Genomic DNA, 14,369 nt, shown 5'->3' with positions numbered 1-14,369 from the left:
GGTCGGTCGGTTGGCTGTCAGTAGTCACTGAACGAGCCAACGACCGGGTAGTCACACCGGTGATGGGCCCGGGTCAGGTGGAGACGGCTCCACCGGGAGGGTGCGCGCCGGCGCGGGCCCCGACCGGTCCCGGCGGACGGGCCGCCAACCGGCCCGGGTCGGCCGCCACCCGACGGCCGACGGCCTGGACCGGCAGCATCGACAGCAGGGCGAGTGCCAGCCACGACCCCCGCTCGAACTCCCACACTCCGGTCAGCCAGAGCGGGAATCCGCCCACCAGGAAGAGCCCGGCGACCCGGAGCCCGACCGGGCACCGGGCCGCCCGCCGGGCGAGCACCACCCCGAACAGGGCGGCGACGCCCAACAGCCCGACCAGGCCCAGGTCCACGGCGACGGCCAGCACGGCGTTGTGCGGGCGGATGCCCAACGGGTTCCAGAGTTCGAAGGTTCCCGCGCCGCCGCCCACCCACAGGACGTCCCACCAGTAGGAGGACGCGTACCGCCACAGCTCGATCCGACTCAGCACGTCGCCGGTCGCCTCCGAGCCGATGAGGTCGTCGGCCCACACCAGTGCGCTCTGCCCCAGGCCGAGCGGCACCGTCAGCAGCAGCGTCGGCACCGCGGTCGCCACCGTCACCCACATCGCCCGGGGGCTGAGCTCGCTGAGCAGCGCGTACACCACCACGAGCAGCAGGGCGACCAGGGCGCCCTTGGTCCGGTTCAGGAAGACCCCGGACGCCAGCACCGGCAACGCGGCGGTCAGTCCGACGGTGACGAGCCGCCGCTGACCGCGGATCTTCAGCAGGCCCAGCGCCAGCACGAACGCTGTCACGCTGGAGTAGGCCGTGAAGTTGATGTTGGTGCCCTCGATGCCGAAGCGCACCGCCATGTCCATCGCGCTGGCCTGCCCGCCGACCCCGCGCGCCTCGATGACCAGACGCCACACGGCCGTCGCGCACCCGACGATGTACGCACCCCCGACGGCGAGCAGGTGCCTCGGCGTCGTGGCGACGTGGCGGACCGCGACGAAGAGCAGACAGGCCGAGGTGTACGCGAGGGCCACGCTGTGCGTCTGCGCGACGCCACTGGACCAGAGGGCGGTCAGCTGCGCCCAGCCGGCGACCGCGACCGCCAGCACGTCGGGCAGTCGGGGACGGGGAAGACGACAGCTGAGCAGGATCGCCGCGACGGATGTCTGCAAGACGACCAACCAGGCGTTCGCCGACGACGCCTGGAAGGCCGCGACACACAGCAGCCCGACGGCGAGGGTCGTCGTCCACGCCCGCCAGCCGCCCCGCCTGGTCCCGGCCGCACCGGCCGTGGCCCCACCGGTGGGGGCGAATCCGACACCGGCCCGAGCCGGCACCGGCGGACGGGATCCGAGCCGCACCCGGGTTTGCGCTGTCACGACCACTCCTCTTCGTCCCTGGTTCGGCACCGGCGTCGTCGTCACCGAAGCGGCACCGGCGACGTTGGACACCCGACAGATCGACGACTCGCCCCCACGGGCGCGCGCCAACCACCTGACCTGACAGCGACCTCGAAAATGTGCGAAATGCCCGATTTGATCGCAATTGCAGCTTGCTATAGACGCCGTCCCGCTCGGGACGAAACGACGGAATCTCCGTGCCAATGCCCCCGAGGAAGGTGCCGGTGAAACCCGATCTCCGCGCGATCGCCGTGGACGCGCGCGCTCTGGGCCTGTCGGCGCCACTGCGCGCGGCGTACGAGGCATCCAAGCGCAGCGGATTCCACGCCGTCCTGTTCCACGGACGGGCGCACCGGCACCATCCGGCCGCGCTGGTGCCGCTGACCAGCGTGCTGCCGATCGGCGACGGAGCGCGGCAGCGGTGCCTCGACGATGCCGGCCACGTGCTCAACGACGGGCTACGGGTCTTCGGCGCCCGCGTGGCGACGGGTGTGTCCGCACCGTGGGGCACCGACCCGCTGACCGGGCGGCAGTGGCCGGCGGGCGACCCGTGGTGGCGCATCGACATCCGTTCCGAGGCTCGCCTGTCGGACGTGAAGCACACCTGGGAGGCGGCACGCCACCGGGACCTGGTCGTCCTGGCCCGCGCGGCCCGCCTCGACCCGACCGGCCCGTGGCAGGACGGCCTCGACGAGCTGCTGCGGGTTTGGTGTGCGCAGTCCCCGCCGGAGCGGGGCGTCAACTGGTACTCCAGCCTGGAACTCGCGCTGCGCGCGATCGCCTGGAACCAGATCCTCGCGTTGGTCGGCGACCGACTACCCCGTGACGTCGCGACCGGCATGGAGCGACTGCTGCTGTCCAGCGCCCGGCACCTGATGGTCGAGCTGCCCTACACGTTGAGCAGCATGCGCAACAACCACCTGCTCGGCGACGCGCTCGGGCTGCTGCTGCTCGCCCGGATGTTTCCCACGGCCCGGCGCGCGCGCTGGTGGGCGCGTACCGGCGAGCGGATGTTCGCGGCTCAGCAACGCCGACACTTCGGGCCCGACGGCCGCATGATCGAGGACTCGGTGTCGTACCACCGTTTCGTCCTCGAGATGCTCGTCGTGCGGGTGCTGCTCGGCGGCGCGCCGTCGCGCGTCCACAGTGACCTGCACGCCGCCAGCCTGCACCTGGCCCGGCTGGGCGTGTTCGACGGCGACGTCCCGCAGTACGGCGACTGGGACGAGGGGCGGGTGCTCGCGTCCTCCGGCGACCCGCTCGACGTGGCCGGCTCCGCCGCGCTCGGGCTCGCGTTGTGCGGCGAACGGCTGCCGGCGCGGTGGTACGCCGACTTCGACGAACTGGCGTGGTACGCGCCCGCACCCGGTCCCGAGGCCACGTCGGAGGAGTTCGTCGCGCGGATGCGCACCCGGTCTACCGCGACGACCTCGGGTGGTATCGCGCTTGTCGAGCGGGGGCCCTGGCGCGTGTGGTTCAAGGTGGACGGCGGTCCCTCGCACGGCCACGCCGACCTGACCTCGGTCTGGATCAAGCACGGCGACCGGTGGCTGATCGCCGACCCGGGCACCGGCACCTACAACGGCCCGCTGGAGGTCCGCAACGGGTTGCGCACCTCGGCCGCCCACCCGGTGCGCCGCCCGGACGGGCAGGACCAGCTCGTCCCGCACCGGGCGTTCCGCTGGCTCAACTCCGGCCGTGGCCACCTCGGGGCACCACTCGTCCTGCCGGATCGCACGATCCTCTTCGGGTGGCACGACGCGTACGCGCGCGGCGAACACCCGGTGCGCGTCGGTCGAGCGGTGGTGGTGGCCGAGCAGTACGTGGCGATCGTCGAGTTCGCCGACCCGCCGACGGCCGCCCGGTCCTGGTCGCTCACCGTTCCGCTGCACCCCGACGTCGTCGTGGACAACGACACGCTCGTCGCCGGCGAGGCCAAGCTGGACCTCGTCGGACTGGCCGGACACGAGGCGGTGCGCGGGCGGTCGGCGCCCTTCGCGGGCTGGCACAGCCGGACGTACGGACGCTGGGAGCCGGCGACGTGGATCACGGCCGAGAGCCGGGCCGACACCACGGTGTGGGGGCTCGGCGCGATACCCGGGGCGCCGCCCGAGCCGGACGCGCTCGACGGTCTCCGGTTCCGGGTGACCTGGAACGACGCGGGCGCCCTGCTCACCGTCACCCACCTCGGATCAGGGGAAACCCACAACGTGCGAGCACCGCGATGACGACACGCAGAGTCCTCGTCCTCAACCACTTCGCCGTCCCCCCGGGTCATCCCGGCGGCACCCGGCACACCGAGCTGTTCAGCCGACTACCCGGCTGGACGCACGTGATCATCGCGGGCCGCCGCAACATGATCACCGGCCAGCCGCAGCGGCCACAGCCGGGGTTCCACCTGGTCGCGGTGACCCCGTACCGGGGCAACGGTCTGGGCCGGGTGGTCAACTGGGCCAGCTACGCGGTGACCGCCACGGTGGCCGGCCTGCGGCAACCCCGACCCGACGTGGTCTACGCCTCCTCGCCGCACCTCCTGGCCGGCCTCTCCGGCTGCGTCGTGGCGACACTGCGGCGTACACCGTTCGTTCTGGAGGTCCGGGACCTGTGGCCGCGGGTGCTCGTCGAGATGGGCACGCTGTCGGAGACGTCGGTGGCCTACCGGGCGTTGGCGCGCCTCGAACGCTTCCTGTACCAGCGCGCCGACCGCGTGGTGATCATGGCGCCCGGCGTACGGGCGGCGATCGAGGCCACCGGCGTGGCACCGGAGAAGATCGCCTTCATCCCGAACGCGGCGGACCCCGAGGACTTCGTGCCCAGTGCGGGCCGTGCCGAGCTGCGGCGACGGTACGGGTTCACCCGCCGGACCGCCGTCTACGCGGGCGCACACGGCCCGGCCAACGGGCTCGACCTGCTGCTGGCCGCCGCCGAGGCGGTGCCCGAGATCGACGTCGTGCTGGTGGGTGCCGGTGTGGAGAAGTCGCGCCTTCAGGCGTCGGCCCTCGGCAGGCCCAACGTCCGTTTCCTCGACCCGGTGCCGAAGTCGGAGATCCCCGACCTCCTGCACGCCGCGGACGTCGGTGTGCACGTGCTCGCCGACGTCGAGTTGTTCCGTGCCGGGGTGAGCCCCAACAAGGTGTTCGACTACATGGCCGCCGGGCTGCCGATCGTCACCAACAGCCCGGGGACCGTCGGCGACCTGGTGCTGGGTGCCGACGCCGGGTACGTGACGCCACCGGGCCACCTCGCCCACAGCCTCGCCCAGATCACACAGGCGAGCCCGGACGAGTTGACCAAGATGGGCGCGGCCGGCCGAAGTTGGATCCGGGCGAACCAGTCGCGTACCGCGATGTCCCACGCCCTCGGACGACTACTCGCGCCGCTCGTCGGCGACGACGCCCCGCGCTGAGCCGGCACGCCTGCCGGCGCGGCACGCGGACCCGGCGGGCGCGGCACGCGGACGCCGGCCGCCGGGCGCGGCGGGTCACGGGGTGGAGCCGGCCCGCACGCTCTCCAGGTCGACCTGGGTGGGCAGTCGCGACGGGTGTTCCTGGATGCCCGTCAGGGCGGCGATCGCGGACAGCGCGGCCCTCGTCGTGCCGAACGACGCGTCGAGTTCCCGTTCGGCGGGCGCGTTCCCGGCGAGCACCGCGCGGATGTGGGCGAGCAGGTCCTGGTGCCCCTTGCCGCCGGGCACCCGCTTCACCTCCCGGCCGTCGACCTCCAGCCGCCGAAAGTCGTCGATCACCACGGTGTGCCCGCGCCCGAGGACCTCCAGGCGCTCCTTCGGCGTCCGCCGGTGCCCCTGGGTGGAGTACGTGATCGTCGCCGTGGACCCGTCCGGATATCCGAGCAGGACACTCACGTCCTCCTCCAGGCCCGGTTCGCCGCGACCGCTGCCGTACGCGTGCACAACCCGCGGCTGCTCGCCCACCAGCCACGACGCCAGGTCCATGAAGTGGCACACCTCGCCCCGGATGCGGCCGCCCTGGCGTCGGTCGTGGTACCAGTGCGCGGCGGGCAACTGCCCGGCGTTGATCCGGTAGGCGACGGTGATCGGCCCGGACCCGGCGGCCAGGGCCCTCTTCGCGTGCACGACCATCGGCGCGTGCCGACGGTTGAACCCGACGAACAGGTGCCCGGAGTTGCGGTCGTAGGCGGCTCTGACCTCGTCGAGTTCGTCCTGGGTCAGCGCGAGCGGCTTCTCCACGAAGACGTGTTTGCCGGCGTCGAGCGCCTGCCCCACCAGGCCAGCGTGCGAGTCGTGGCGGCTGAGGACGAACACCACGTCGATGTCGTCGCGGACCAACAGGTCCTCGACCGTCGGCGCCACGACGGCGATGCCGTTGCGCTCGGCGGCGTGCCGCGCGGACAGGCCCCGGGCCGACGTGATGGCGACGAGGTCGTCTCCCCAACCCGCCGCCTTCAGCGCGGGCAGGAACGTCGCCTTGGCGTAGTTGCCGGCCCCGATCAGGCCGGCCCGCGGCGACGTCGAGGTCCGGCGCGGACGGATCGTGATGGTCTGCCGGGACGGCTGCGCGGAAGCCGAGTAGCTGAGCTGCACCGCGAGCGAGCGCGGGTCCGAGGCCAGCACCTCGTAGGCCGCCGTCGCGCGCTCGACCTCGAAGACGTGCGTCACCAGGTCGTCGACCGCGACGCGGCCAGCGGCCACCAGATCGAGGTAGGCCTCGATGTTGCGCCGCGCCGTCCAGCGCACGTGGCCGATCGGATAGTCGATGCCCCACTCCTCGTAGGACCGGTCGTGCCGTCCGGGCCCGTAGCTGCGCGCGAACCGGAGATCCAGCTCGCGCTCGTAGAAGCGTCGACGGTCGAGGTCCAGGCCGACGTCACCGACCACGACCAGTCGGGCCCGGTCACGGGCGATCTCGGTGCTGCGCGCGACCGGCTCCGACGAGGGCGTCGCCGCCGTGATCAGGACGGCGTCGACGCCCCGGCCACGGGTCAGCTCCATGATCTGGTCGGTGGTCGTCGCACCCGCCTCGACCAGGCCGACCGCACCGCACTCGCCGGCCAACTGAGCGGTCCAGTCGCGCAGGTCGATGCCGATGACACGCAGCCCCGAGGCGAGCGCCAGTCGTACCGTCAGTTGCCCGACCAGCCCGAGACCGACGACCGCGACCGCACCACCCAGGCCCACCTCGGCCTGCCGCAGGCCCTGCATGGCGATCGCCGCCACCGCGCCGAAGGCGGCAGCCTCGTCGGACACCGACTCGGGGACGGGCACCGCGAGCAGGCCCGGCACCGCCTGGTACTCGGCGTGCCCCACGGAGGCGGTGGCCACCCGCATCCCGGGTCGGATGCCGTCGGTGGCCGCGCCGGCGGTGACGACGACACCCGCGGCGCTGTAGCCGAGCGGCATGTCCTCGTCGAGCCGGCTGCGCACCGCGGCGAGCGTCGAGCGGACTCCCCCGGTGCGTGCCCGGTTGACGACCTGGCGGACCAGATCCGGCCGGGCCCGCGCCTTACGCAGCAGGCTCGCCGATGCCAGCTCGCGCACGGCGCGCTCGGTGCCCGCGGAGAGCAGGGACCTGCGCGTGGCGACGAGCACCTCGGTGGGGCCGGGCTCCGGCTGGGGAACCTCGACGACTCGCAACTCTCCGCCGGACACCGATTGGACGATCTGCTTCACGCGGGTCTGCCTGCCTTCGGGAGGTAAGAGCGTCGGCTACGGCAGGTCGCCGCTCGGGCAACACACACCGCGACGCATCCGCCATTCAGCATTCTATGCCGATTAGATGCCTTAAACTGGATAACTTGCACTATTGGCGCGTCGTCGCTGATTCGCCCCGAAATCACGAGGAGATCCATGCCAGCCGACGCCGTTCTGCACGTCGCGGGTGCCCGTCCCAACTTCCCCAAGGCAGCGCCGGTGATCCGTGCCCTGGAGCGGCACGGCGTGCCGCAGCGCCTCGTCCACACCGGACAGCACTACGACGAGCGGATGTCCGAGGTCTTCTTCCGGCAACTGGGCCTCCCCGAGCCGGACATCAACCTCGGGGTGGGTTCGGGCAGCCACGCGCGTCAGACCGCGAGTGTCATGACCGGCCTGGAAGAGCTGATGATCGCCGACCGCCCGGCGCTCACCGTCGTCTACGGTGACGTCAACTCCGCCCTCGCCGCGGCCCTCGTCGCGTCGAAGCTGGGCATCCCGGTCGCGCACGTGGAGGCCGGCCTGCGCAGCTTCGACAGGTCCATGCCCGAGGAGATCAACCGCATCGTCGTCGACCACGTGTCCGACCTGCTCTTCGCCACCAGCCCCGACGCCGTGGCGCACCTGGAGACCGAGGGCGTCGCGGCCGAGAAGGTCCATCTGGTCGGCAACCCGATGATCGACACCCTGTTGGCCAATCTCGACCGCTTCGACGTCGCCGGCATCCGTGCGGCGCTCTCGCTCCCCGACCGCTACGTGGTGGCGACGCTGCACCGACCGGGCAACGTCGACGACGCGGCAGACGCGGTCGGCCTGGTGAAGGCGATGCACGCGGTCGCCGACCAGCTCCCGGTCATCCTGCCGCTGCACCCGCGCGGCCGGCGTCACCTGGAGAACGCGGGCCTGCTGTCACATCGCGCGCTGCGCGTCGTCGACCCGCTGGGCTACCTTGAGTTCGTCAGCCTGGTCCGCGGGGCGGCAGTCGTCGTCACCGACTCCGGCGGGGTGCAGGAGGAGACGACGATGCTCGGCGTGCCCTGCCTGACGCTGCGACCCAACACCGAGCGACCGATCACGATCACGCACGGCACCAACCGCCTCGTGACCCGGTCGACGCTCGCCGAGACCGTGGCGAGCACTGTGGCCGCGCGACGACTCGCCAGCTGGCCCACGCCGCCGCTGTGGGACGGTGCGGCGGGTGCCCGCATCGCGGACGTCATCTCGACGACGCTCCGGTAGCCGGTACCACTCGATCACTGGCGGCACCCGCACCAACACGGTCAGCCACCTCGCGCCCATCGAACTATTGACATCGTTTACGCCACACCGAAGGCTCGCGCCTACAGGTCCTTCACCCAAGGAGGCGCGATGAGACCGAGACGACTGGCGATCGCCAGCGTGGTCACCCTGCTCGGCGCACTGGCACTGACCCCACCCGCCAGCGCGCGGCCGTCGTCCGACCCGAACGCCCGGGACGGCCTTGAGGTGTACGTCGGCACCGTCGACGCGAAACAGCGGGATCAACTGCGCGCGGCGGGGGTCGACCTCGGCCACGACGCGAAGACCGACTCGGCCGGCCGCACGACTGTCGAGACGGTGCTCAGCCGCCGGCAGGCCAAGCGCCTGACCGACAAGGGCGTCCCCCTGTCGGTGAAGAGGGTTCGCGGCAAGGACGCGTCGCAGGCGCTGCGGGAGCAGGCCGCGGCCGGTTGGACGTCGTTCCGCCCCTACGGGGAGCCCGGCGGCCTGCGCGACGAGCTGAACGCCACCGCCGCCCGGTTCCCCAGACTGACCAAGGTGGAGACGCTCGGCCGCAGCCAGCAGGGCCAGCCGATCCTCGCCCTCAAGGTCACCAAGAACGCGCGGACCGTCGCGGACGGCAAGCGACCGGCGGTGCTCTACGCCGGTGCGCAGCACGCCCGCGAGTGGATCACGCCGGAGATGACCCGCCGGCTGATGCACCACGTGCTGGACAGCTACGGCACCGACCGGGAGATCACCCGCCTGTTGGACACCACCGAGCTGTGGTTCCTGCCGGTCGCCAACCCCGACGGCTACGACCACACCTTCACCCCCGGCAACCGGCTGTGGCGCAAGAACCTGCGGGACAACAACGGCGACGGGCAGATCACCTCGGTCGACGGCGTCGACCTCAACCGCAACTTCAGCTACAAGTGGGGGTACGACAACGAGGGCTCGTCGCCGGTGCCGAACAGCGAGACCTACCGGGGCCCGAGCCCCAACTCGGAGCCGGAGACCAAGGCCCTGGACCGGCTGTTCAAGCGGGTCGGGTTCGAGTTCTTCGTCAACTACCACTCGGCGGCCCAGCTGCTGCTCTACGGCGTCGGCTGGCAGGTGAGCACGCCCACCCCGGACGACGTGATCTACGAGGCGATGGCCGGCGACGACGCGCACCCGGCGGTGCCCGGCTACGACCCGGACATCTCCGCCGAGCTGTACACCACGAACGGTGACACCGACAGCCACGCCACAGTCAAGTACGGCACGTTGGGCTTCACCCCGGAGATGTCCACCTGCGAGGCCGCGTCGGCGGTCGACCCGGACGACCGGTGGCGCCCGGAAGACTGCGTCAGCGAGTTCATCTTCCCCGACGACGAGGCCCTCATCGCCGGTGAGGTGCGCAAGAACCTGCCGTTCGCGCTGGCGGTGGCTCGGTCCGCGGCGGACCCGGACGACCCGGTGTCGGTGGTCGGCCGCAGCACCCCGGACTTCGTGGTGGACGCGTTCGACACCTCGTACGGGCGTACCCAGCAGGTCGCCTCGATCACCCGGCGGGCGCTGAAGAACGTCCGGATGCACTACACGGTCAACGGCGGACGGCCGAAGACTGTCGCGGTCCGCGAGTGGCGCGGCGGCGAGCGGTACGGGGACACGCACGACGACTACTACGCCGAACTGCGCGGCACTGTCACCGGCGCCAGACCGGGTGACCGGGTGGAGGTCTGGTTCACCGGGAACAAACCCCGGGCCGGAGTGGTCGCCAGCACCCACTTCACCTACCGGGTGCACAGCGACATCGGCGGCGACGTGCTGGTCCTCGCGATGGAGGACGTCACCGGCCTCAGCCCGACGCAGACCGGCACCACAGCGAAGTACGCCGACGAGGTCGCGGCGTCGCTGCGCGCCGCCGGACGCAGCAGCGACGTGTACGACTTCGACACGATGGGACGCACGGCGCCACACCCGCTGGGCGTGCTGTCGCACTACAGGACTGTGGTCTGGGAAACCGGTGACGACGTCATCCTGCGGGCGCCCAGCCAGGTGCCCGGCACCACGGCCAAGGCGGCGCTGGACACCGAGTTGGCCGTCCGGGACTACCTCAACGAGGGCGGCAAGCTGCTGATCAGCGGCCAGTACGCGCTGTACGCCCAGGGCGCCAACGGGTCGTACGTCTACCACCCGGACGCACCGCCCGAGTGCACCGACGCCGAGTCGGACGACTGCCTGCCGTTGTTGAACGACTTCCAGCAGTACTGGCTGGGCGCGTACACCTACGTCAGCGACGGCGGCACCTCCCCGGAGGGGGGCCCGTACCCGGTCGCCGGCACCGACGGCGCGTTCACCGGCTTCAGCGGACAGCTCAACGCCCCCGGATCGGCGCAGAACCAGGAGCACGGCGCGTCGTTCCTGACCACGTCGGGCTTCCTGCCGCCGGACGAGTTCCCCCAGTTCGCCAGCTCCGCGCCGGTGGGCTGGACCCGACCGGGCGCCGCGCCGTTCGACCCGCGCACCGGTGAGTGGTACCTGCACAGCGGGCAGAGCGACGAGTCGTACAAGCGGCTCACCCGCACCGTGGACCTGACCGGGGCGAGCAGTGCTGAGCTGCGCTTCTTCACCTCGTACGACATCGAGCAGGATTGGGACTTCCTCTTCGTCGAGGCCCACGAGGTGGGCAGCGACAACTGGACGACCCTGCCGGACGCCAACGGCAAGACCAGCACGGCCACCGGGGAGAGCTGCCTCGGCAACTGGGACGAGCTGCACCCGTTCCTCGCCCACTACCAGGGTGCGGACTGCTCGCCCACCGGGACCACCGGCGGCTGGAACGCGGCGTCCGGTGCCTCCGGCGGCTGGAAGGAGTGGGTGGCGGACCTGTCCGGTTACGCCGGTAAGCAGGTCGAGGTGTCGATCACGTACGCCTCGGACTGGGCCACGCAGGGTCTCGGCGTCTTCGTGGACGACGCCCGGGTGCTCGTCGGCGGGGCGACGGTGGCGGAGACCTCGTTCGAGTCGGCCGACCTGGGCGGCTGGACGGTGGCCGGTCCACCGGCCGGGTCCGGTGGCAACGCCACCGACTGGTCGCGCAGCCAGCGGGCGTTCGAGGAGGGCTCGGTGGTGGTCACCGGCGACACGGTCTACCTGGGCTTCGGGCTGGAGGGTCTGCCCCCGGCGGCCCGCGACGACCTGGTCGCCCGCTCGCTGAGACACCTCAGCGGTCGACCCCGACCCTGACGGTGGCGAGGTGCGCCGGCGGTTGTCCGACCGCCGGCGCACCTTCGGTGTACGCCGGGTGCGGCCACCGCGGATGTGGTGAGCTGTACGAGTGTCGGGGCTGGGACTTGTGCTGCACCCCACCCGGGATGTCACCGAGGTGGTCGGGATCATCGAACGGTGGGCCACTCGCCATCGCAAGACACTGATGGTGCGCGAGGAGGACCTGCACCGCGTACCGGGGTGCGTCGAGCCGGTCCCGGCCGACGAGTTGGTCACCCGCTCCAACGCGTTGATCAGCATCGGTGGTGACGGCACCATGCTGGGTGCGCTGCGCTCCGCCGTCGCGGACCCGAAGCCGGTGCTCGGCGTACACCTGGGTCGGCTGGGTTTCCTCGTCGAGATCGAGCCGCCGGAGCTGCCCGACGCGCTGAGCCGGCTGCTGTCGAAGGACTTCACCGTCGAGTCGCACGCCTGCCTCGCGTGTGACGTGTGCGGTGACGACGTCGTGGCGTTCAACGACATCGCGTTGGTCCGCCAGCCCGGCTCCGGTTTCGTCAGCGTCACCCTCGGCATCGACGGCCAGCAGTACGGCTACTACCGCAGCGACGCCGTGGTGGTCAGCACCCCGATCGGCTCGACGGCGTACAGCTACGCGGCCGGCGGCCCACTGATCTCCCCCGCCGCGGACTCGGTGGTGATCACACCGTCGGCACCGATGGCCGGCATCTCCCGGTCGGTGGTGCTCTCGCCGGACGAGAAGATCCGCTTGGAACTCCGGCCCGACTCGTCGCCGGTCGTGGTGGAGATGGACGGGTTGGTGTTCCGCGACGCGGCCACGGAGGGGGCCGTGGACATCACGTACCGCCGCGACGCCGGCCTGGTGGTCCGCTTCGACCCGCTGCGCTACCAGGAACGCAACCAGTTGAAGATGACACTGCTCGACCTGCCGTTCCTGCCGGAACAGCTCCGCGAGCTACTCCCCGAAGAACTACGAAGAAGAGCCCAACAACAAATCCCCCCACCCTGCTAACCCCACCCTGCCCACCCACCCCACCCCGCCCGCGTTGATCATGGAGTTATTGCTGCGACACGCCGAGGTGCGGGGCTATAACTCCATGATCAACGCGGGCAAAGGGGGGTGGGGAGGGTTAGGGGGTTAGGGCTTGGTCTACCAGGTTTTTGGCTTCTTCTTGGATCTGCTTGAGGTGGTCGGGGCCCTGGAAGGATTCGGCGTAGATCTTGTAGACGTCCTCCGTGCCGGAGGGCCTCGCGGCGAACCAGCCGGACTTCGTGCTCACCTTCAGGCCGCCGATCGGGGCGTTGTTGCCGGGCGCGGTGGTCAACGTCGCGGTGATCGGCTCGCCGGCCAGCTCGGTCGCCGTCACCTGCTCCGGGGAGAGCTTGGCGAGCACGGCCTTCTGCTCCCGGGTGGCCGGGGCGTCGATTCGGGCGTACGCGGGCGCGCCGAACCTCTCGGCCAGCTCGGCCCAGTGCTCGCTCGGGCTACGCCCGGTGCTGGCCAGGATCTCGGCGGCGAGCAGGCAGAGCAGCAGCCCGTCCTTGTCGGTGGTCCAGGTGGAGCCGTCCCGGCGCAGGAACGACGCCCCGGCGCTCTCCTCACCGCCGAAGCCGACCGCGCCGTCCAGCAGGCCGGGCACGAACCACTTGAAGCCGACCGGCACCTCCAGCAGCGGCCGACCCAGGTCGGCGGCGACCCGGTCGATCATCGACGAGGAGACCAGCGTCTTGCCCACCGCGGCGTCCGGACCCCATTGGGTACGCGTCCGGAACAGGTGCCCGATCGCCACCGCCAGGTAGTGGTTGGGGTTCATCAGGCCGACGTCCGGGGTGACGATGCCGTGCCGGTCGGCGTCCGCGTCGTTGCCGGTGGAGATCTGGTAGTCGGCGCGGGCGGCGATCAGGGACGCCATCGCGTTGGGCGAGGAGCAGTCCATCCGGATCTTGCCGTCGCCGTCCAGGGTCATGAACCGCCAGGTCGGGTCGACGTTCGGGTTGACCACTGTCAGGTCCAGTCGGTGCCGTTCGGCGATCTCGCCCCAGTACGCCACGCTCGCCCCGCCCAGCGGGTCCGCGCCGATCCGGATCCCGGCGTCGCGGATGGCGTCGATGTCGATCGCGGCGGGCAGGTCGTCGACGTAGTGCGCGAGGAAGTCGTACTCCCCGGTGGTGTCCGCGGCCCTGGCCCGCGCGTAGGTGACCCGGCGGACCTCCTTGAGCCCGGCGGCGAGGATCGTGTTGGCGCGGTCCTGGATCCACCGGGTGACGTCGGTGTCGGCCGGCCCGCCGTTTGTGGGGTTGTACTTGAAGCCGCCGTCGTCCGGTGGGTTGTGCGACGGGGTGATGACGATGCCGTCGGCGAGACCCCTGGTCCGCCCCCGGTTGTGGGTGAGGATCGCGTGCGACAGCGCCGGGGTCGGGGTGTAGCCGTCGCGGCTGTCGACGAGCACTGTGACCCCGTTGGCGGCGAGCACCTCCAGGGCGTCCACGGCGGCCGGGGCGGACAGCGCGTGGGTGTCCCGGGCGAGGAACAGCGGCCCGTCCAGGCCCTGCTCGCGTCGGTAGTCGCAGAGCGCCTGGGTGACCGCCAGGATGTGGTCGGAGTTGAACGCGTTGCGCAGGCTGGAGCCGCGGTGGCCGGAGGTGCCGAAGGAAACCTGCTGCGCCGGGTCCGTTGGGTCCGGATGCTCGGCGTAGTAGGCGGTCACCAGGCGCGGCACGTCGACCAGGTCGGCGGGCTCGGCGGGCTGGCCGGCACGGGGGTGGGTCACTGCGGGAACCTCCTCGGGGAGTGCGGCT

At 71.5% G+C, this 14,369-nt stretch carries 8 protein-coding genes; 5 read left to right on the top strand and 3 right to left on the bottom strand.

Annotated features, from left to right (window positions below; translation table 11 throughout):
* Positions 1–73 precede the first annotated feature (73 nt).
* On the bottom strand, positions 74–1,408 hold the full coding sequence (locus AB0A95_RS04170) for an O-antigen ligase family protein (protein ID WP_357554097.1): 1,335 nt from the start codon (positions 1,406–1,408) through the stop codon (positions 74–76).
* A 245-nt stretch (positions 1,409–1,653) separates the two neighbouring features.
* Between AB0A95_RS04170 and AB0A95_RS04165 the strand changes: the two genes are divergently transcribed.
* Both AB0A95_RS04165 and AB0A95_RS04160 read left to right on the top strand, forming a co-directional pair.
* Positions 1,654–3,657 carry a heparinase II/III family protein gene (locus AB0A95_RS04165; RefSeq protein WP_357554096.1) on the top strand — a complete coding sequence of 668 codons (2,004 nt, stop codon included), beginning with the start codon at positions 1,654–1,656 and terminating at the stop codon, positions 3,655–3,657.
* Entirely contained in the window at positions 3,654–4,835 is a 1,182-nt protein-coding gene (locus AB0A95_RS04160) for a glycosyltransferase family 4 protein (protein ID WP_357554095.1), read from the top strand. The genes AB0A95_RS04165 and AB0A95_RS04160 overlap by 4 nt, the downstream gene beginning before the upstream one ends.
* Positions 4,836–4,910: 75 nt before the next feature.
* On the opposite strand, the gene AB0A95_RS04155 is transcribed toward AB0A95_RS04160, so the two are convergent.
* On the bottom strand, positions 4,911–7,076 hold the full coding sequence (locus AB0A95_RS04155) for a bi-domain-containing oxidoreductase (protein ID WP_357554094.1): 2,166 nt from the start codon (positions 7,074–7,076) through the stop codon (positions 4,911–4,913).
* Between the two features lie 177 nt (positions 7,077–7,253).
* Here AB0A95_RS04155 and wecB point away from each other — a divergent pair, with 177 nt between their 5' ends.
* The 3 genes from wecB to AB0A95_RS04140 all read left to right on the top strand — a co-directional run bounded on the left by wecB (position 7,254) and on the right by AB0A95_RS04140 (position 12,582).
* Positions 7,254–8,336 carry a UDP-N-acetylglucosamine 2-epimerase (non-hydrolyzing) gene (wecB, locus tag AB0A95_RS04150; RefSeq protein WP_357554093.1) on the top strand — a complete coding sequence of 361 codons (1,083 nt, stop codon included), beginning with the start codon at positions 7,254–7,256 and terminating at the stop codon, positions 8,334–8,336.
* Positions 8,337–8,465: 129 nt separating this feature from the next.
* Positions 8,466–11,570, top strand: coding sequence for a M14 family zinc carboxypeptidase (locus AB0A95_RS04145; RefSeq protein ID WP_357554092.1), 3,105 nt, complete (start codon positions 8,466–8,468; stop codon positions 11,568–11,570).
* A 91-nt stretch (positions 11,571–11,661) separates the two neighbouring features.
* A complete protein-coding gene (locus AB0A95_RS04140) occupies positions 11,662–12,582 on the top strand; it encodes an NAD(+)/NADH kinase (protein WP_357554091.1) in 921 nt (306 codons plus the stop codon).
* A 118-nt stretch (positions 12,583–12,700) separates the two neighbouring features.
* Here AB0A95_RS04140 and pgm read toward each other — a convergent pair whose 3' ends face one another.
* Entirely contained in the window at positions 12,701–14,341 is a 1,641-nt protein-coding gene (pgm, locus tag AB0A95_RS04135) for a phosphoglucomutase (alpha-D-glucose-1,6-bisphosphate-dependent) (protein ID WP_357554090.1), read from the bottom strand.
* Positions 14,342–14,369 lie beyond the last annotated feature (28 nt).

Origin of the sequence: Micromonospora sp. NPDC049230 (assembly GCF_040647875.1) — a bacterium.
GTDB lineage: Bacteria > Actinomycetota > Actinomycetes > Mycobacteriales > Micromonosporaceae > Micromonospora.
The sequence above is the reverse complement of the archived record's forward strand: the minus strand, read 5'-3'. Positions and strand labels throughout refer to the sequence as shown.